Source organism: Roseateles terrae (assembly GCF_014192155.1).
Taxonomy (GTDB): Bacteria; Pseudomonadota; Gammaproteobacteria; order Burkholderiales; family Burkholderiaceae_C; genus Roseateles; species Roseateles terrae.
The window spans coordinates 95423-114199 of the sequence record NZ_JACHXO010000001.1; the positions used below are offsets into that span (position 1 = coordinate 95423).

14 protein-coding genes are annotated in these 18777 nt (G+C 67.2%); 8 read left to right on the forward strand and 6 right to left on the reverse strand.

The window, feature by feature from the left end; genetic code table 11:
• Positions 1–10: 10 nt before the first annotated feature.
• The 5 genes from FHS28_RS00455 to FHS28_RS00475 all read left to right on the forward strand — a co-directional run bounded on the left by FHS28_RS00455 (position 11) and on the right by FHS28_RS00475 (position 8161).
• Entirely contained in the window at positions 11–1132 is a 1122-nt protein-coding gene (locus FHS28_RS00455) for a mechanosensitive ion channel family protein (protein WP_088449580.1), read from the forward strand.
• Positions 1133–1254: 122 nt separating this feature from the next.
• Entirely contained in the window at positions 1255–3030 is a 1776-nt protein-coding gene (locus FHS28_RS00460) for a hypothetical protein (RefSeq protein WP_184293918.1), read from the forward strand.
• Positions 3031–3153: 123 nt separating this feature from the next.
• Entirely contained in the window at positions 3154–4803 is a 1650-nt protein-coding gene (locus tag FHS28_RS00465) for a hypothetical protein (protein WP_088449578.1), read from the forward strand.
• A complete protein-coding gene (locus FHS28_RS00470) occupies positions 4800–6482 on the forward strand; it encodes a hypothetical protein (RefSeq protein ID WP_088449577.1) in 1683 nt (560 codons plus the stop codon). Before FHS28_RS00465 ends, FHS28_RS00470 begins: the two co-directional genes overlap by 4 nt.
• A 287-nt stretch (positions 6483–6769) precedes the next feature.
• Entirely contained in the window at positions 6770–8161 is a 1392-nt protein-coding gene (locus FHS28_RS00475; RefSeq protein ID WP_088449576.1) for a chemotaxis protein CheA, read from the forward strand.
• A 28-nt stretch (positions 8162–8189) separates the two neighbouring features.
• Here FHS28_RS00475 and otsB read toward each other — a convergent pair whose 3' ends face one another.
• The 4 genes from otsB to FHS28_RS00495 all read right to left on the reverse strand — a co-directional run bounded on the left by otsB (position 8190) and on the right by FHS28_RS00495 (position 12165).
• Complete coding sequence (gene otsB, locus FHS28_RS00480; RefSeq protein ID WP_088449575.1) at positions 8190–8954, reverse strand: trehalose-phosphatase; 765 nt, start codon at positions 8952–8954, stop codon at positions 8190–8192.
• On the reverse strand, positions 8951–11239 hold the full coding sequence (locus FHS28_RS00485; protein ID WP_088449574.1) for an alpha,alpha-trehalose-phosphate synthase (UDP-forming): 2289 nt from the start codon (positions 11237–11239) through the stop codon (positions 8951–8953). Before FHS28_RS00485 ends, otsB begins: the two co-directional genes overlap by 4 nt.
• The gene (locus FHS28_RS00490; RefSeq protein ID WP_184293920.1) at positions 11236–11805 is read right to left on the reverse strand and encodes a general transcription factor IIH subunit TFB4 family protein; all 570 of its coding nucleotides are present in this window, start codon (positions 11803–11805) and stop codon (positions 11236–11238) included. Before FHS28_RS00490 ends, FHS28_RS00485 begins: the two co-directional genes overlap by 4 nt.
• A 141-nt stretch (positions 11806–11946) precedes the next feature.
• Positions 11947–12165 (reverse strand): hypothetical protein, encoded by a 219-nt coding sequence (locus FHS28_RS00495; RefSeq protein WP_184293922.1) that lies wholly within the window; start codon positions 12163–12165, stop codon positions 11947–11949.
• 123 nt (positions 12166–12288) lie between these two features.
• Between FHS28_RS00495 and FHS28_RS00500 the strand changes: the two genes are divergently transcribed.
• The 3 genes from FHS28_RS00500 to FHS28_RS00510 all read left to right on the forward strand — a co-directional run bounded on the left by FHS28_RS00500 (position 12289) and on the right by FHS28_RS00510 (position 14759).
• Complete coding sequence (locus FHS28_RS00500; protein WP_088449572.1) at positions 12289–13272, forward strand: SDR family oxidoreductase; 984 nt, start codon at positions 12289–12291, stop codon at positions 13270–13272.
• A 162-nt stretch (positions 13273–13434) separates the two neighbouring features.
• Positions 13435–14061, forward strand: coding sequence for a hypothetical protein (locus tag FHS28_RS00505; protein WP_184293924.1), 627 nt, complete (start codon positions 13435–13437; stop codon positions 14059–14061).
• The gene (locus FHS28_RS00510) at positions 14058–14759 is read left to right on the forward strand and encodes a hemerythrin domain-containing protein (protein WP_088449570.1); all 702 of its coding nucleotides are present in this window, start codon (positions 14058–14060) and stop codon (positions 14757–14759) included. Before FHS28_RS00505 ends, FHS28_RS00510 begins: the two co-directional genes overlap by 4 nt.
• A gap of 55 nt (positions 14760–14814) precedes the next feature.
• Here the strand turns inward: FHS28_RS00510 and FHS28_RS00515 are convergent, their stop codons facing one another.
• Together FHS28_RS00515 and FHS28_RS00520 are read right to left on the reverse strand one after the other, a co-directional pair.
• The gene (locus FHS28_RS00515; RefSeq protein ID WP_088449569.1) at positions 14815–15774 is read right to left on the reverse strand and encodes a DNA/RNA non-specific endonuclease; all 960 of its coding nucleotides are present in this window, start codon (positions 15772–15774) and stop codon (positions 14815–14817) included.
• 176 nt (positions 15775–15950) lie between these two features.
• Positions 15951–18587, reverse strand: coding sequence for a catalase (locus FHS28_RS00520; protein ID WP_088449568.1), 2637 nt, complete (start codon positions 18585–18587; stop codon positions 15951–15953).
• Positions 18588–18777: the final 190 nt, after the last annotated feature.

Here is an 18777-nt window from a genome sequence, read left to right on the forward strand (position 1 = left end):
CCATGCCCGCATGACTGCATCTGCCTGGGAAGCGCGCCTGCGGGCGCTCGACATTACTTTGTGGGGGCAGTGGCTGATCGGCGCGGTGATCATCGTCATCGCGGCGTTGCTGCTGCATCGTTTACTCCGACCGCTGGCGCTGAGACTGGCCCGGTTTTCCGTCGTCGCGACCTCGGTGGTGCGTCGCATCGACCGGCCGGCCCGCTGGGCGATGCCGACGATCGGCCTGCTCATCGCCACGCAGGGCGTGCCCGAAGGTACCGTCGGTCTGCAGGGACTGCAGCACCTGCTGGGCATCGTGACCATCGTGGTGGTGGCCTGGCTCGGCGTCTCCGCCATTTCCGGGGTGGCCGAGGCGATTGCCGAATTGAATCCGGCCAATGTAGCCGACAACCTGCATGCACGCCGCATCCAGACGCAGACGAAGGTGCTGGCCCGCATCGCCAGCGCTGCGCTGATGCTCACCGCGCTGGCCTTCATCCTGATGACGTTCCCGCGTGCCAAGCAGTTGGGGGCCAGCCTGCTGGCGTCGGCGGGCATTGCCGGGCTGGTGGTGGGTATCGCGGCGCGCTCGGTCTTCAGCAACCTCCTGGCCGGCCTGCAGATCGCCATGGCGCAGCCGATCCGCCTGGACGACGTGCTGATCGTGGAAGGGGAGTGGGGCCGTGTGGAAGAGATCACCAGCACCTATGTGGTGCTGAAGATCTGGGACGAGCGGCGGCTGATCATCCCGCTGCAATGGTTCATTGAACATCCCTTCCAGAACTGGACGCGCACCAGTTCCAACATCCTCGGCTCGGTCATGCTGTGGGTCGACTACACGCTGCCGGTGGCAGAGCTGCGCGCCAAGGCGCAGGCGATGTGCGAGGCCTCCCGACATTGGGACGGACGAGTGTGCGGGGTGCAGGTGACCGAGAGCAATGACCGCACCATGCAGATCCGGGTGCTGGTGAGCGCCAAGGACTCCGGCAGCAACTTTGACCTGCGCTGCGAACTGCGTGAAGGGCTGATCGCGTGGCTCCAGAAGGCACATCCCCAGTCGCTGCCGCGGATGCGGGCGCTGGTGGAGAACGAACCGGCGCCGGTGGCGCCCTCGGTGCAGCCCTCGCTGCCGCCGTCACCGGCCCCCTGAAGGGACGGTGAGGTCCCCCGCGTGAGGGGGAACAAAGCCAGGATCTCCATGACTGAGACACCGTTGCAGCGTGCCACGCTAGGGTAGAGGTGGACGCGGATGCGACGGAGCAAGGAGAGACTGTGCCCAATCGACTCACCGCCTGTCTGCCGCAATGCCTGCGGCCCATGGACGCCGACGACGAACCCACCCGTGCGTCTTCGCGCGCCGGGGAAGGGCCTGCCCGCGGCACCCCGGCCGGGGCCGGCAGCGCCACCGCCGCTGCAGGGGCTTCAGCCACCGCGGCGGCTGCTGCAATGCCGATGACCCGCCTGGAGCGGATGGCCGAGATCGACCGACGCCTGGAGGGCATGCAGGCCTGGCCGAAGACACCCGCGCTGCGGTCCTTCCTCCAGCAGGGGCGCTCGCTGCTGTGCGACGCCCATCGGGATGGCCTTCGTATGGCGGCGCAGCAGGCGCGTTATCAAGCCTGGCAGCGGGACGTGGACGTGCTCGATGAGACCTGGCAGGCCATGCCCACGGTGAGGGACCGGTGGGTCGATCGGCTGGAGGCGGCGATGCGCCGGCAGCCGACGCCCCCACGTCAGGGGATGTTGAATGAGCAGCTGATTCCCGCCCGGCAACAGGTGGATCTCGCGCTGGAAGCCTTTGGGCGTGGGCAGCTGGACCGGGCGCTCGATGCCGAAGCGAAGGCAGCGGAACGGGTGCAGACGGCGGGCCGTCTGATCACCTGGATGGAACGCTCGACCGAATCTGAGATCGGGACCTTCAGCCGACAGTGCCAGAACGACCGGTTGGTCAACAGCACTGCCCAGATGCGGGCCTTCCTGGACCGGATGCGGCGACCGGACGACGAAGCCCGATTGCGCCAGCATCTCGGCTCCACCGGGCGGGAGTCCCTGCTGTCGGCCGGCTCGCGGACCTCCCGCACCTCCAACTCGGCGCCGATCGAGACGATGCTGAGCCACAGCCTCGTCCACTCCCTGAAGGAGCTGCGCGCCCAGGCGGACGCGTTGCCGCAGAACAACCTGCAGCGCGACGCTGCGAAGGCCCTGTGCGATGCCTTGAAGACGGAGGTCCGGGCCGGTCCCCGGCAGGTCAAACCGGAGCACCGGGAGTTGTATGAGTCGCTGCGTCAGCGGATCACGTTTTTCAACTACGTGGCGCAGCGGATGCGCCTGTCGGAGCTGGCGATGAGTGAGATCCGCGACGCCATGCCGCAGTTACCCCCGGCCCAGTTTTACAGGCAGCACGAGGCGGAACGTCTGCTCAAGGAGATACAAAGCGCCTTTGACCGCGAAGACCATGCCGCGCTCTTCCAGCTGGGTGAGCATGGCGATTCACTGCGCCGCGCCACGGTGGCGCTCGCGCGCAATCGAAGCGCAGACCAGCACATGCTGACTCACATCGCCGAGCGTCGGTGTGAGCTGGCGCTCCGGTTGAAGCCGTGGAACGACCTGGGCGGGCTGACCAGTCCCGCGCTGCTGTATGCGAGCCAGGCCAAGACGCTGCTGCGGCTGCTGGACGAATCCACGGACATGGAGCATTGCAAACGGCTGCTGTATGAGGTCGAAATCGCATGTGACCGGCTCGCCGCGATGCCTGGCAGCCGCGGAGGCCCGCGCACCCCGCAAGCCGTTCACGCCGCGCAAGCGCTGCAAGCCGCAGCAGCCGCGCCAGCCGCACGAGCCACACCACGATCAGGGCAGGCGCACTCGCATCCCAGCCCGGCTTCCATCCGCAGCTCCGAAGGCGGGATGAACACCCCGCACAACACCAGCCAGGGCAGCAGCGGCAGCAGCAGTGGGCGGAGCGTGCGGTCCCTGGAAATGCTGCAAGCGCTGGAGTCGATGGAGGCGCTGAATCCGGAAGAGGGCTTCCCGGCGGAAGCCTCCTGATTCGGCGCGGCGGCGGTGCGACAACCGCGGAACAAAGCCGCCGCCCCCGTGACTGAGGTTGCGCCCCAGCATCCCGCACCGCAGTCGCTTGCGGGTGCGCGTGCCATAGACCAAGGAGTGCCCGTGCCCTTTCGACTCAGCGCCTGCCTGCCGCAGTGCCTGCGATCCGAGGACCTCTCGGATTCCGATCACCCTGTCGCCGAACACGAGAGCGTTGTGCCCCGCGCCAGCTTCGCTGAGTCCCGCCGGGCGGGGGCTCAGGCTGCCGCCGGCGCTGCTCTCAACGCCCCGGCGCTCTCCGCAACCGAGTGGCTGACGGAGGTGGACTTCCTCACCTTCGCCATGAATGACTTTCCAAAAACATGGCTGATGTTGGCCGTGCTGGAGGATGGACGCAGGTTACAGAACGAAGAACTTCGAGGGGGCGTCGCCAATGCTGACCAGATGAAGCGGCTCCGCGAATGGCAAGGGCACGTGCTCTCGCTGAAGCGGCACTGGGAGGAAATGGCCACGGTCAGTCAGCGAAAGTCGGAAGAGCTGGAGCGTTTGATGATCCTGCAGCACGACCCGCGCCTGAAATCCTTGCTGCGTGAGCAGTGGCTGCACGCCGATCAGCAGGTGAAGGTGTCGCGACAATGGTTTGGCACCGGCGTCCACGACCGCGCGAAGAGTGCCAATCAGCAGGCGGCCCTGCATGTCGATATTGCGCACTACCTGCTGCCCTATTGGGAGCGGGCCACCCCACCGCAGCAGGTGCATCTCGAACAGATGTTCGAGCGCTGCCGTCAACAGGGATCCTATGGGGAGGTGCGGGCATTTCTCGCCAGCGCGCAGTTGCCGGGCTGGCAGCACCGCGTGCAGCATTGGTGCTGGCGGGCCTCGCCGGATTCCCATCCCTGGGTGCCGGATGCAGCCGGCCAGGAGCGGTGTTCGGCGTTGCGTCAGTTTGAACACAAGGAAGCAGCCCTCAAAGAACTGAAGCGGCTGCGGACCGCGGCGGACCGCCTTCCGCAGGCCCAAGGGCTGCAGGCCGCACTGAAGCACGCCTGCGTCACGATGGCGCAAGCCCTCACCGGCGGGCCGCCTCGCTTGAATGTGGTCAATCGCGCCTGGATTGAGCTGCAGGGTGCACGCGTTGCCAAAGCCCATGAAGCATCGGAATCGGTGGCTGACGCGGAACGTCGCCTTGTCGAGATCAAGGCGGCCATGGATCAGCTGCCGGACTCTCAGCACTATCGTCTCGCACAGGCGGAACGCCATTGCGAGGCCATGGCGGGGGCCTACCAGCAGGAAGACTATGACGCGGTCGAGCGACTTCAGCGCAGGCATGTGGCGTTATGTCGCGCCACGTTGACCTTGGCGCAGCAGCCCGGCGCGGACATCGAGCGGTGGGTGAGCATCGGCGAGCAGCGCAGTCTGCTGAAGATGCGATTGGATCGCTGGACAGACAAGCCCGTCAAAGCGGGCCGCGACTTGCTCAGCGCGTCCCGCGCGAAGGAACTGATGGACACGCTGGACGTCTCCCCCGACCCCCACACCTGTGAGCAGTGCCTGGCGGAACTGCAGTTGATCTGGTTGTCGCTCTCCCGTGCGGGCTTCTCCGGGGAGCCCGGGTGGCCACCGCATGCGCCGCCTCCCATTCCATTGTTCCCGCCCCCAGCCACCGCCGCCGCCCCCATCGTCACCGTCGCAGCCGTCTCCCACATGCCGCAACCCTTGCCTCCCATTCACCTCCCCATGCGCCCGCCAAGCCTGCCGGGAGACGCTCGATGATGCGCCGCTTCGCTCAACTGTTTAGCGGCGGCTACAGCGCCGTGCCGGAATGGGAAGACCAGGCCGAACCCCAACACCCGTCTCGGGACGCGCGGGGTGGCAGCGCGGGGCGTTCGGAACGCCCCGAACGTCCTCAGCGTGCCGAGCCTTCCGCCCGTTCGGCGCGGACCGACCGTTCCGACCGCACGGCGGGTGCCTCGGCGCCAGCAGCCGAGGACCATCCGGAGCTGGCCTCACCCCTCGCTTTTTCCCATCTGGCGCGCGACAGCCTGGGGCGTGCGCTCGCCTGGGGTCCCTTCCACAGCAAGGACGCCAAACGCCTGCTCGAAGACCTCTGTGACGTGGTGGATGCCGGACTGGATCCGCATGTGAAGCATGTGGAATGGCGACGCTATGCGGCTTATCACGCCGATCTGATCAAGGAGATGGACGCGGCCTGGCAGTCCTTGCCCGGCCTGCGCGAGCGCCATGCCGAGCAGTTTGACGCGACATTGGCTCAGCCGCTGGACGGTCCACTCGATCACTATCTCCAGATGCAGGTGGCGGTGGCAGAAGCCAATTTTCAAAGGGCGCGGGAAGCGTTTTTCAATCGGCGATTCCCGTCTGCCCAGGCTCTGGATGCCCAGGGCCTCAAGTATTGCGAACGGGCCCGGGATCTGCTGCTGTGTCATCGCCATGGGACGGCGCAGGAGCAGCTGGCGATGATGGCAGTTCTCGATGCCGTGCGCGCGAAACGCGAGCCTCCTGAGGCGGAGGAGGCGCTGGTGGAGGCCGCTGCATGGCGTTCGCGCGGCAGCCTCCCGCCCTGGCCACCGTCAGCAGACGCCGCGTCCGGACCCAAGGCCGCCACCACCCCAGCGGCCAGCGCCACCTCTGCAAGCTCCGCAGCCTCCGCAACATTTGGCGCTCCAGCCACCCCGACCACTTCCGAAGTGCCCGGCGTCTCGACTCAGGCGTCTGTGCCAGCGCCGGACTTCTGGGCGCGGTTGAGCGAGGCGAGCGTCATCCTCCGGACCGAAGGTGCGCGGATTGACCCAGGGCGTCACATCGAGAATGTGCTGATGTTGCTGGTCCGGGAGAGTGAGGAAGCCGCGAAGTCGGCACGACCTGAATACAAGGCCCTGCTGAACGATCTGCATCATCAGATCGGGGTGGCGCGGCTGGCCTGCGATGAGCTGGACGAAAGCAGGCGGGCGCACACCGCGTTGGCGCAACTGCTGCAGCAACACCCGCAGTGGCGTCAGCCGATGGCCGCCACACTGGCAGCCATCACGCGGGGGGTCGAAGACGCGGGCCTCTCCCTCCAGCAAGGGGCGCCGGAGGAGGCCAGAGCCATGGCTGAACGCACCGGCCAGAAAGCCCGTCAGGCGGCCGGGCGGGTGCTGATGGCCGAGGCCGGCCGATGGCCGGACGCGAAGGCCCAGTTGACGCGCCGGGACCAGGCGGCGGAGCACTACACGCGCCTGCTGGGAGGCCGCGCCTCGCCAGCCTCCGAGCGGCTGCTCAAACGGGCGGCGCGGATGCTGCAGGCATTTGATGTAGCCGGAAGCGGGAAGGACGCCGAGCGCCTGCTGGTTGGCATGAACGAGGCCTTGCAAAGGGTGGATCTGATCATGCGGCGCGCCGGCGACAAGCGGACGTCGTTCCTTCCCACGCAGAAAGCACCCGCTCACACCTGACGCTCCCCCTCGATGTTGCGGCCGACCTTCCCCCGGCGTTCCCCATCGATGCCCGCCCGTCGCCCCAATCCCCAGAGAAAGCATTCATGTTCGGCAGGAAGACCGGCCCGCACGCGGGCTATGCAGCAATTTGCAGCGACGAGGCGGAAGCCATGCGCGCGGAGAACGACTCCGTCTTGAGGGGGACGGCTTCCGGAGTAAGTGATGCCGCGTGCGCCGGGAAGGCGCTGCACAGCGCCGACATCCCTCCAGCGCTGCCATCCCGGGTGCTCTTCTGTCACGAAGTCATGAGCTGCGTACGCAAACTGGAGGCCTGGAAGCCGGAAGGGGGAGCGCTGCTGGTTCTCTACCGCGCCGCGCTGACCGGGCAGGACTACGCACTGAGCGACCGCGAGCTCACGCCAGCGTGGCGCCAGTTTGCCGCGAATCTCAAGAACGAAGTGGCGACGTACGAGCAGGACTGGAACCGGCTCACCGGGCTGAGCAGGAACATGATCCACGCGTTCGACTGGATCCAGACCGAGCCGCTGGAGGATCGGTTCGACCTCCTGCTCCAGCGCCAGCTGGCGGTGGCGCATCGGAAGTTCAAGGATGCCAGGCGCGCGTTTGAGGCGGGCGATGTCCGGTCCGCCTGCCGGGCGGATCATCAGGGACGGCAATACTGCTGGTTCGCTGACGCCATCCTGCGCTGCGCCCGCGAAGGCACCGAGGCGCAGAAGGACGAACTCCAGCAGATGCTGGCGGAAGGCATGCAGAAGGGCAACGTCCCGAAGATGTATCAGCAGCTCAAGAGCAGCTGCTGGTATGCGCAGGCGCCTGCCGCGGAACCGCTGACCGATGATCCGTTTGCAGAGATGGCGGCCGCCGGCCCCGCGCCCGACACCGCAGCCAGCTCACCGACCTGGAGTCCGCCGTGCACCCCCACCGGCACGCTGACGCGCATGGCGAGCCACACCGCGGCCGCTCCGCGCACCGTCCGCGAGCGGATTGAAGATCTACTGGCGATCGCGCGCCTGCGCTTCACCCAGATCGACCGCAGCCGGCAACTGAGTCAGCGCTTGAGTCTCTTGCACGCGGAGTTGCCAGGGCCCCGGGAACTTCCCTCTCAAGGCTATCTGGCTGCATTGGACCAGCTGGAGCGGGATGTGGCCACGGCGCAGCGGGTGTCAGCGGTCCAGCAGGAAGCTGTGCTGGCCGAAATCGCGCTGCGCAACTTTCTGGCCAGCCGACCCGCGCTCGACGAGATGCTCCATTACCGGAAAGACGGAGCGAAAAGTGCTTACCAGGCCAGCTTGCAGTACGCCAGCGAGGGACGGATGGACCGGGCGGAAACGGCGGCCCGCGACAGTTTCAATCTCAACAACCTGGCGCTGCAGATGGCCCGGAGTACCGAGGCGGGAACATGGCCCGACGCCGCTGCACAGATCAGGCAACGTGACGCGCTGTGCCTGGAGGCGCATGCCCAGGCGAGTGGTCCCGTGACCGTCACCATGGCACGCCTGCTGGACCGGGTGGTGGCCCTGAGAAACGGGTTTGACACCGCGGTGAATCAAGAACAGGCGGCGGTCATGCTGGACCGGATGGAGCGGACGCTGGCGCAGGTGAAGGCGCTCGGCCGTGTGCCTCCGCATCCACGGACAGCGCCCGCTTCCACTCCAGCGGCGCCCGCAAGCGCCTGACCGCGGAGCCCGCCCCGGCGCGGGCCCCTCAAGCGCCCAGCGTGTCCACCAGATGCTGCAGGACCTGCGCCATCTCCGCCTGCTCCTGCAGGTAGTAGCGCGCATGGCTGTTGTCCAGCCGCGGCCCGACCCGGACGGTCACCCAATCGCGCTCGGCGCGCTCGAACACCGGCTCGTCGTTGGTGTCGTCACCGGCATAAAAGCCGCTGCGGCAACCGTAGCGGGCCATCAGACGATGCATCGCATCGCCCTTGTCCGGCGCACCGGCCGCCAGCACGTTCACCACCTGCTTGCCGGGCTCGATCAGCACCTCGGGGGGCAGTTCGGTCAGCAGTTCGTCGATCACCGCGCGTGCCGCCACCGGGTCCGGCGAGAGCCGGTAGTGGATGGCGATGGACGCGCCCTTGTCCTCGATGAATACGCCCGCGGTCGACAGGCGTGTGCGGCGGTCCTCCACCCGTGTCCGGAAGGGTGCCAGCGTCTCCACCACCCGCGCGTCGGGGCCCTCGATCAGATCCTCGGCGCCGTGGTTGCCAACGATGTGGGTCGGCGTGAAGCCCAAGCGCTGCTGCACATCCTCCACCTGTCGGCCGGTCAGGATCACCAGCGGCAGCCGCCGCGCGAGGGTGGTCAGCAGGGGTACCATCGACGGCGGCGTGCGCGCGGTGTCCGGATGCATCACGATCGGCGCCAGGGTGCCGTCGAAGTCAAAGGCCAGCAGCGGCTGCTGCTGCACGAGGCGGGTCAGGGCCTGCCGCCCTTCGGGTCCAAGAAGATGTTGTTGCAGGCTCATGCGTCGATCGCCTCCGACCCTTCGCGGGCGCGCCGTTGGACCCGGCGCGTAATGCGTTCGCGCAGTCGCCACTGCCCCGCATCGGCCAGCATGCGTCCGGCCCAGCGGTAGACGTTGAACTCCCGCACCGTCATACGCAGGCTGGCCATCCGCTCCCGCTGCTCGTTCGGCGGCATGTTGGCGGCACGGTGCAGCGCGTCGGTGGTTTCTTCCACGTGATAGGGGTTGATCACCAGCGCTTCCGGCAACTCGCGCGCGGCGCCGGCGAAGCGGCTGAGGATCAGCACCCCCTGCTCGTCGTCGCGGGCGGCGATGAACTCCTTGCAGACGAGGTTCATGCCGTCGTGCAGGCTGGTCACCACGCACATGTCGGCGGCCCGGTAGAGCTCCATCAGCGCAGCATGGTCGTGATGCTCGGCCAGCAGACGCACCGGCTGGTAGCCGTCGCTGCCGAAGCGCTGGTTGATGCGATCGGTCACGCGGTGGATGCGGTCCTGGAATTCGCGGTATTCCTCCAGCGCATTCCGGGTCGGGGCGGCCACCTGGACCAGCACGAAGCGGCCCTGCCACTGGGGATATTTCTCCAGCAGGCGCTCCACCGCATGCAGACGCTCCAGGATGCCCTTGGTGTAGTCGAACCGGTCCACCCCGACGGCGATGCAGGCATCGTCCGGCAGCTTCAGCCGCTCGATCACCGCACGGCGGGCCTCGCTCGGGGCCGGCCAGCGCAGACGTTCATCGTCCGTCGGCCAGGCGATCGAGATCGGATAGCTCTGCACGAGCGTCGGTTCCCCCTGGTAGCTGATGGTGGCGTGTTCATGCTCGATGCGGGCTTCCAGGTAGCGGTCCACCGTCTCGGTGAAGTTTTTGCAATGGAAGCGGGTGTGGAAGCCGAGGATGGTGCTGCCCAGCATCCCCTGCAGCAGCTCGCGGCGCCACGGGCAGATGCCGAAGGATTCCGGGTTGGGCCATGGAATGTGCCAGAAGGTGATGATGGTCGCCTTGGGCAGCTTCTCGCGGACCATGGCCGGCAGCAGGGCGAAGTGATAGTCCTGCACCAGCACGACCGGATCGTCGCTGCGGGCTTCGGCCACCACCGCATCGGCAAAGCGCTGGTTCACCGCGCGGTACTGGGCCCAGTCGGACTCACGGAACACCGGCCGCACGTGGGCCACGTGACACAGCGGCCACAGGCCTTCGTTGGCAAAGCCCTGGTAGTAGCCCTGTTCTTCCTCTTCGGTCAGCCAGATGCGGCGCAGGACATAGTCCTTGGTGTCGGGCGGTACCGCCACGCGGTCGTTCTCGTCCACCGTGTCGCGGTCGGCGCTGCCGCTGCCGTGGGCGATCCAGGTGCCGGAGCAGGCGCGCATCACCGGTTCCACCGCGGTCACCAGACCGCTGGCCGGGCGGCTGACGGTGATGCCGCCATCCTTGCCCTTCAAGTGGATGTAGGGCTCGCGGTTGGACACCACGATCACCTGGTCACCGCGCAGCTGCGTACGCAGCAGGCCCCGCAGGCGTTCGGGATCCCATGGCGTCAGCGGGCCATGCTCCCGGTAGAGGTTGTCTTCCAGCTCGCGCAAATGCTGGCGGATTTCCACCTCCAGCGGTTGCAGCTCCGGCGGAGCGGAGTCGGCCACCGCGCTGCCGGTGCCGGTCTGCAGCAGCGGCCGGACCAGCCCTTCACCGCGCAGAATGGCGCGCATGCCGGACACCCAGCCGCGCCAGCTCAGCTGCGCCACGATCATTGTGATGCCGGCCACCGCCAGGCCGAGCACGGTGATGAAAATGATCATGTAGCGCCGCGTGTCGATGCTGCGGCGGTCGGGCAGGCTCAGGTCATGCAGCAGCACCAGCCGGTCGGAATCCGCCTGCTGAGCATTGACCGGGAAGTCGCCGATGTGGACGGCGCCGCTGGACAGCTCCAGCCGCGGATCCTGTTTCTTGGCAATCTCGCGCGCCTCTCCACAGGTCAGCGAGCCGGGGAAGCCCTTGGTGCTCAGGATCTGTTCATTGGTGGCGCTGCACAGGGCAATACCCACCAGACGTTCGTCCAGCACGCCGCGTTCGAGCAGGCCGCGCAGCCGGTCGAGCTTGGCGTTGGGTTCGATGTCCGAGATGGCCAGCGACAGCGTCTTGGCCACCATCGCACCGCGAGCGCTCAGGTCGCGCGAGAACCAGCGCAGGGTCATGCGATCCAGCAGCGGCAGCGCCAGCAGGGCGGCCACCGTCAGGGTGACCAGCAAGGGCACCAGGAACCGGATCTGAAGATGGATGGATTTCATTCGCCACTCCCTGGGCGCGCAAGGAACCGCGGTCGATGCCATCGACCGAAGCCCGCGCGCGGATCGTTGTTGTCGTTGTCGTTGTCGTCATTGATGCCGCTGGCATCGCGCTCGGCCGCTTGCTGGCGCACCGCCATCAGGCCGCCAAAGGCCAGACCCGCCGCAAAGCCGCCCCACAGCAGCCATTTGCTGCCGGCTTCGGCGGCGCGGTCGGCGGAGGGCGTGAGACGGCGCGGACTGACGATCTGATCGATGCCGGCGGCCACAACCGTCAGCATCAGTGCATCGGTACAGGCATTGAGACGGGTGGGGCGGCGGCGCAGGCAGCGCACGCGGTCATACAAGGCCCCCCAAATGACGGAATGGGCCGCATGCACCGCCACCGTCGAGGCACGGGAAAACAAAGGCGGGCGGCCGACGCGGTATTCCCGCGCGCCGATCAACGACCCGACACGGTGGGCATGGTCAGTGCGGCTGCCCCGCAGCAGGGCCACTCCGGACAGCAGGCTGGCCAGAATTCCTTCAGCGGCGGCGCGTCGCAGCGCCTGGATCAGCAAACCCTTCAAAGGCGACTCCTGTGACAGAGAGAAACAACCCTCGGTCTTAGGCAATCACCGTGCCATGTGACACCGCTGGATCAGGCTCGATTCGCCCGAATGTCGAACGGATCAATGGGCCATCGGCTGTATCCGCCGCGGCGCGGGGCCTTAGTGCAGGGCGGTGGGCGGCGGCATGTAGGGCGGCTCGCGCACAGGCACCGGGTTCTCGGGCAAGGGCGGGTCAATGATTTCTGGCGGGCCGGGTTCCGGCGCGGTCGGAGGGCCGTGCGGCGGGGGTGGCACGCTGGGCACCTCATTGGGGAAGGGCGGAGACGGCGGAATGCTGTGCGCCAGCACCCGCGCGGATGCGGCAAGAGTGGGAGTCATGGGCAGGGTCCTTGGAAGTGTGAGGTTCATCCTGCAAGCGGCGCGCCCGGTGCGTGGCTTGCCATCCCAACTCATCACTCCTTTTTTCTTCAAGCTTCTTCAAGCATTCGGAAGGAAGTTCCCATGAGCAGCAAAAACACCCAGGACCAGCAACGTGAGATCCAGAAGGATCAGGACCAGTCGGATCGGGCCAGCAAGGGCAGTGGCAAGGGCGGCGGCAAAGAGGACACCCGGCCTCTGCAGGCCGGGACCCGAGAGCAGCCGAGCCAACTGCCGGCGCAGCACATCGAGAAACCCGGCCATGAGGCCGATCTGGAGCTTGCACCGCGCTTTCTGGCGCCTGATTACAAGGGCTCCGGCAAGCTGCAGGATCAGGTGGCGCTGATCACCGGCGCAGACTCCGGCATCGGGCGTTCGGTGGCCGTGCTGTACGCGCGCGAAGGCGCGGATGTCGCGATCGTCTACCTGAGCGAAGACGAGGATGCGCGCGAGACGCAGCGTCATATCGAAGCGGAAGGCCGCCAGTGCCTGCTCATCCGTGGTGACGTCCAGGAGCGCAAGTTCTGCGAGGACGCCGTGCAGCAGACGGTCAAGCGCTTTGGCAAGCTGGACATCCTGGTGAACAACGCGGCCTTCCAGGAGCATGCCGACTCGCTGGAAGACCTCACCGAAGAGCGTCTGGAGCTGACCTTCCGCACCAACATCTTTGGTTACTTCCATATGGCCCAGGCCGCACTGCCGCACCTGAAGGAAGGCAGCGCCATTGTGAACACCGGCTCGGTGGTGGGCCTGCAGGGCAGTGGCACGCTGCTGGACTATGCATCGACCAAGGGGGCGATCCATGCCTTCACCAAGTCGCTGGCGCAGAACCTGCTGCCCAAGGGCATCCGGGTGAATGCGGTCGCACCGGGGCCGGTGTGGACGCCGCTCAATCCGGCGGATGCCCCGGCGGAGAAGGTCGCCAAGTTCGGCAGCAGTGCGGATGTGAAGCGTGCGGCGCAGCCGGAAGAGCTCTCACCCGCCTATGTCTTCCTGGCGTCCAAGGTCTGCGCCAGCTACATCACCGGCATTGTGCTGCCGGTGACCGGCAGCATCGGCGCCATCTGAGGACGACGCCGGTCCGCCTTGCGGCCCAGGTGCGTCCTGCGTCTGGAAAGGGGTTCAAACAGGGGTCAAAACAGCGGTGTTGGCCTCTGTTCATCGACCTTCCGGCCGATCAGGCATTGTTGGCACCCCGTTTGCCGGATGATGGCAAAGGAGCTCTCGAACATGAACCACAAGCCATTTGAGACGCCCTGGCAGTTGTTCTGGTGTGCCGACGCGGCCGATGAGCGGCTGCTGCATGTGAGCGAGTCGGTGTCTTCGGTGCTGGGCATGACGCCAGGCGCCTTGATGGAAGATCCGCTGCAGTGGAACCATGCGGTCCTGCCGGCGGATGCCGCCGCCTTGCCTCGTCCCTTCTTCGCGGAAACGGTCCCGCATGCGGGTGACCAGCTCCGCGAATACCGAATGCTGGGCGCGGATCTGCATCTCTATCAGGTCCGCGAGCGTCGCTACCGCTGGCGTGATCCGGTGAGCGGGCGGCTGCATATCTTCGGCCTGGTCGAAGGGGTGCAGGAACTGCGTCGCCCACCCGACGAACCGGTCGAGCCCTCCTGGGAACACCTGTGGGCCCACGGCGACAACGAGCCGAGCCGCTCCGGCAGCGTGCCCCGCACGCCGGATCCGGCCAAGCAGACCGACGACAACGCGGACGATCCCGGCCCGCCGAGCCACGTCCCTGACGACCCCGGCGTGCCGGGCGAGGGCCCCAAGCGATACCACGACGACTACGGATCGACGCGGCGGATGTCCTCGCGCGGCCGGCCCTTCGCCGTGTCGGAGCCGCTGTCATGAGTCATGTCTTCCAGCAGTTCGATATGCAGTGGCAGGCGGAACGGCAGGCCCGGGACGAGGTGGTGGCCCTGTTGATGGACGACCATCAGCAGTCGCTGCTGGCGTTCCGGCAGTACGACCGTCTGCGGACCAGCGCCGATGCCGCCAGCCGCGAGGCGCAGGTGCGGCGCATCTGTGCGCTGGTGACCCTGCATGCGACGCTGGAGGAGGAGCTCTTCTACCCGGCGCTGCGCCGCTGCCCGGACGTGGGCGCCGCTGAGCTGCGGCTGGTGCATGAGGCGGAAGTGGAGCAGCTGGTGGTGCGGATCCTGATGGCGCAGCTGCGCCGGATGGAAGCGCAGGACACGCAATTTGATCCGCTGGTGGGCGTGCTCAGCCGCTATGTGGAGCACCATGTCAAGGATGTGGAGCAAGGCATCCTGCCGCGACTGAATCAGGTGGCGTCGCTGGGATGGCAACAGCTGGCGCTGGATCTGCAGCGCCGCCGGGAAGAACTGCTGAGCAAGTGGGCGACTGAGCTGCAAGGGGACGCGGGCATGCAACGGGCGCCTTTGGACGCGTCGGTCGCTTCGGGCTCCGCGTCTGGCTCCGTAGCTTCGTCAGGCTCTTCCTCGGCGGCTCCAGGCGCGGCGAGCCGCCTGCAACGGTCATCGGCACCGGGGATGGATTGCACGGCCTCCAGGGTGAACCGGCGCTGACGTGCCCCTCATGCCTCCTACCGCTGTGGCGGTGGGTTGATTCGCCGTCCCGCGGTCAGCCGGCGCCCGGCAGGAATCGGATGCCGGTTCGCTTCACGAGTTCTTCATAACTGATCGGCGCCTGGATGCGTGCCGTCGCCGTGTTGGGCAGCCAGTGCGCCCAGCTGCGACCGGTGGTGTCGTCATGCACCAGCTTGTACATCGCGGCCGGGATGGCCGGACCGTCGTCGCCCAGGCGCGGCGGGTGGGCGTCGTAATAGGCGCCGGTGATGATGGTCACCGGACCCCTGGCCCGCATCACGTAGGCGCGGGTGTCCTTCTCGATCTTGTTCCAGGGCTGCTGGTTGTTGACCGCGTTTTGCGGCACCACATTGGCCAGGGAAAATGACTGCGCCATGGAACGCTCGTCGCTCATGTCACGCGCCGGTGTCAGGTGGCCGCGGTCATGGCGTTCGTCCTTGGGGCGGCGGGACTCGCCGGCGTAATCCTCCAACTGGGCACGCTCACGCGCGGGCAATCGGGCGTCGGGGAAGAACGCCTTGCGGCCATCGGGCCGTTTGATGTCGGCGCCGTCGCGCAGCTCGGCCGCCGTCAACCGTTCGGCCGAGAACAGAGGCCCCTTGAGTGCGCCTGCGTGCAGGACGGCGAATTGGTCGTAGCAGAGCGCGCGCAGGGTCCCGTAGCGGGCGCTGAGGAGGGTGCCAGCACCAGCAACGCCGCTCACAGTGTCGGCGTCAAGGACCGGCGCCTGCCCGCGGAAAAAGTGTGATGCGCAGGCCTGGAAGCTGCCGGAGACCGGCGGCAGATCCGCCGTCCGACTCTGGGCCGATGTGTGGCGCTGGGCAGCTCCTTCTGGCGCGTTCATGCGCTCCAGGCTGCGTTGCAGGTCTCGCGTCAGCGATCGGGTGCTGTCGGCGTTGCACAAGCCCGGCAGGGCGAGAAGGGAAGACGCCAGCAGCAGGCCGAGCGCCGCGCGCCCGGGGACCGGCGCGCCAAAGCAGAAAGAGGGGATCAACGAGTCAACCGTCAGAGACCAAAGACGGGCGTGAGATTACCGATGAAGGGCAGGCGCCCCTGCATTCGTGTGCGGTCTGCAAAACAAAACGCCGACCGCGTGTGACCGCGGTCGGCGTTGCAAGGCTCTTTCAGGACCTCAGATCAATCGGGTAAGCGACCCAGAGGCCCGGCGGCTCACACCAGTGGCGGATCCGTCTCCCGCTCGAACGGCCGATGCTGGCCCACCGCCGTGATGAAGGTGCTCATCACGTCGGCATCCACGCTGCCCTTGCCGCCGGCATCCATGAAGAACAGACCCGGGTCGCCGCCGCCTTCCTCTGCGGACCCGGGTGCACCGGTCGCCGCGAGCAGCGCGCTGCTATGGCCCAGCACCAGGATCGGCTTGCAGTGCCGGTACAGGTCCTGCACAAAGCTCACCGCCTGACCGGAGATCGACAGATTCGGCCGGTCCGCCGATTCGTCCGGCAGCACCACCGCATCCCACAGCGCACCCGGGGCGGTCTCCAGCGTGACCTCGACCTGCATCGGATCGCCGCTGGCGGGTTGCACATCCCCCAGTCGATGGCCGATCAGGCGCGGCACGCCACCGGCTTGCAGCACGGCGGTATGCACCGCCCGCACGGCGGCGCCATCCACGCCCTGGTGCACCAGCAGTGCCACGCGGCGCCCGTTCAGCGCGCCATCCCCCGGACGTGCCATCAAGGACAGCGCCGGCGACTGCGTCACCTCCGGCGGCTGCACCGAGCCCTGCACACCCGCACCGATGTGGCTGCCCGGCGCGAAGTCCGGCAGCGGCGCCGGCACGTCCATGCCCAGGCCGTCGGCCACCCGCTGCGCCAGGGTTGCATCCACCCGCGCCAGCAGCGCCAGCACACGCTGCCGCACCGCCGGGGTCTGCACCCGGGTCAGCTCGAAGCGGTAGGCGCCCACGATGTGGTTCTGCTCCGCTTCACTCTGGCTGTTCCAGAACAGACGGGCTTGGTTGTAATGCTCCGCAAAGCGCTCCGGCTTGCCGCGCAGCGCCTCGCCCTGGATGGCCTTGGGATAGGACACAAATCCGCTGGCGCCCGCCTGGAACGGGCAACCGCCGCCCAGTGAATTCGGCTCATACGACACGCGTCCACGGGGAATCGCCTGACGATGCAGGCCATCGCGCTGGTTGTTGTGAATCTGCGTGACCGGCGCATTGATGGGAATCTCGTGGAAGTTCGGACCACCCAGGCGGGTGATCTGTGTGTCCACATAGGAATGGATGCGGCCGGCCAGCAGCGGGTCATTGGTGAAGTCAATGCCGGGGATGATGTGGGCCGTGCAGAAGGCCACCTGCTCGGTCTCGGCAAAGAAGTTGTCCGGATTGCGGGTCAGCACCATGCGGCCCACCGGGCGCAGCGGCACCAGTTCTTCCGGCACCAGTTTGGTCGCATCCAGGATGTCGAAGGACCATTGCTCGGCCTGTTCCTCGGTGAACACCTGCAGGCTCAGCTCCCATTCCGGATAGTTGCCGGCCTCGATCGCTTCCCACAGGTCACGCCGGTGGAAGTCGGAATCGGCACCGGAAATCTTCACCGCCTCATCCCACACCAGCGAGTGCGTGCCGGCCTTGGGCGTCCAGTGGAATTTGACGAAGTGGGCCTCGCCGCGGGCATTGATCAGCCGGAACGTATGCACGCCAAAGCCCTGCATCATCCGGTAGCTGCGAGGAATGGCCCGGTCAGACATCGCCCACATCAGCATGTGCGCGGATTCCGGCATCAGGGAGACGAAATCCCAGAAGGTGTCATGCGCGCTGGCGGCCTGCGGCATGCCATGGTGCGGCTCCGGCTTCACGGCGTGGATCAGGTCGGGAAACTTCATCGCGTCCTGGATGAAGAACACCGGGATGTTGTTGCCGACCAGGTCCCAGTTGCCTTCGTCGGTGTAGAACTTGACGGCAAAACCGCGCACGTCGCGGGCGGTGTCGGTCGAGCCGCGCTCACCGGCGACGGTGGAGAAGCGCACAAACACCGGCGTGCGCTTGCCCGGAGCGGCGAAGGGCGCGGCGACGGTCAGGTCGTCCAGAGCCTCATAAGCTTCGAAGTAGCCATGGGCGGCGGAGCCACGGGCATGCACCACCCGCTCCGGGATGCGCTCATGGTCGAAGTGGGTGATCTTCTCGCGGAGGATGAAGTCCTCCATCAGCGTCGGCCCGCGCAGGCCGGCCTTCAGCGAGTTCTGGTTGTCAGCCACCCGCACGCCCTGATTGGTCGTCAGGGCTTGGCCATTCGAGTCGACCCGCACGCGGTCCAGCGATTCATTGGTGGGGTTGTAGCCCAGCTCCGGCATGCCGTCGCCCACCTTGTCGGAGGCGAAGTCCTCGGCGACGGTGCTGGCGGAGACCAGATCGTCGGGGCTGTCCACCGCCGTGCCCTGGGGCGGGGAGACGGCATTGTCACGGCCATGTTCAGCGGCCTTGTTCTCATTGGAAGGCATGGCCGCGGCCAGGGTGTCGGTGCCGCTCATCTTGCGCGCCAGCCGCACCTGCGATTCGGTGGCGGCGGCGCTGGTGACCAGCTCGCTGCGGGCCGGGCCGGCCATGGTGCTCATGGCGGAGCCCAGACCTTCATTGGGCGGGCCAGGTGGCAGCGCGGCGGCGGCGGAGGCCTTGGCCCGGGTGGAGGTCTTGGTGGCTGCAGCAGCGCCGGCAGGTGCCTTGGCGGCGGCTTTGCCACCGGCCGCGGCGGCAGATGCCGAGGCGGTGGAAGCCGGGGATGCGGTCTTGCGAGCCGGCGCGGCGTCGGACGCAGCCGTCGGCGCGGGTTTCTTCGTGGGCATGGGGAATCCTCGTCTGTGCGGAAAAAACCGGGTGTGCCGGGATGGGAGTGCGACAGAAGGTGGCAAGCCCCGTGCCGTTGCCAGTGCGGCAGCGGCATTTCATTGGCACGTGGCGTCCGGCCGCTTCGCGCAGCGGTGCCTCGCCAGGGCGGGCGACATCACAACGTCGCTTCAAATGCGCGGCGGCGAC

Excerpts from the sequence above, each read along its gene's own strand:
- FHS28_RS00455 (WP_088449580.1), top strand. The coding sequence starts at position 11 with ATGACTGCATCTGCCTGGGAAGCGCGCCTGCGGGCGCTCGACATTACT.
- FHS28_RS00470 (WP_088449577.1), top strand. The coding sequence starts at position 4,800 with ATGATGCGCCGCTTCGCTCAACTGTTTAGCGGCGGCTACAGCGCCGTG.
- FHS28_RS00475 (WP_088449576.1), top strand. The coding sequence starts at position 6,770 with ATGAGCTGCGTACGCAAACTGGAGGCCTGGAAGCCGGAAGGGGGAGCG.
- otsB (WP_088449575.1), bottom strand. The coding sequence starts at position 8,954 with ATGAGCCTGCAACAACATCTTCTTGGACCCGAAGGGCGGCAGGCCCTG.
- FHS28_RS00485 (WP_088449574.1), bottom strand. The coding sequence starts at position 11,239 with ATGAAATCCATCCATCTTCAGATCCGGTTCCTGGTGCCCTTGCTGGTC.
- FHS28_RS00495 (WP_184293922.1), bottom strand. The coding sequence starts at position 12,165 with ATGACTCCCACTCTTGCCGCATCCGCGCGGGTGCTGGCGCACAGCATT.
- FHS28_RS00500 (WP_088449572.1), top strand. The coding sequence starts at position 12,289 with ATGAGCAGCAAAAACACCCAGGACCAGCAACGTGAGATCCAGAAGGAT.
- FHS28_RS00505 (WP_184293924.1), top strand. The coding sequence starts at position 13,435 with ATGAACCACAAGCCATTTGAGACGCCCTGGCAGTTGTTCTGGTGTGCC.
- FHS28_RS00510 (WP_088449570.1), top strand. The coding sequence starts at position 14,058 with ATGAGTCATGTCTTCCAGCAGTTCGATATGCAGTGGCAGGCGGAACGG.
- FHS28_RS00520 (WP_088449568.1), bottom strand. The coding sequence starts at position 18,587 with ATGCCCACGAAGAAACCCGCGCCGACGGCTGCGTCCGACGCCGCGCCG.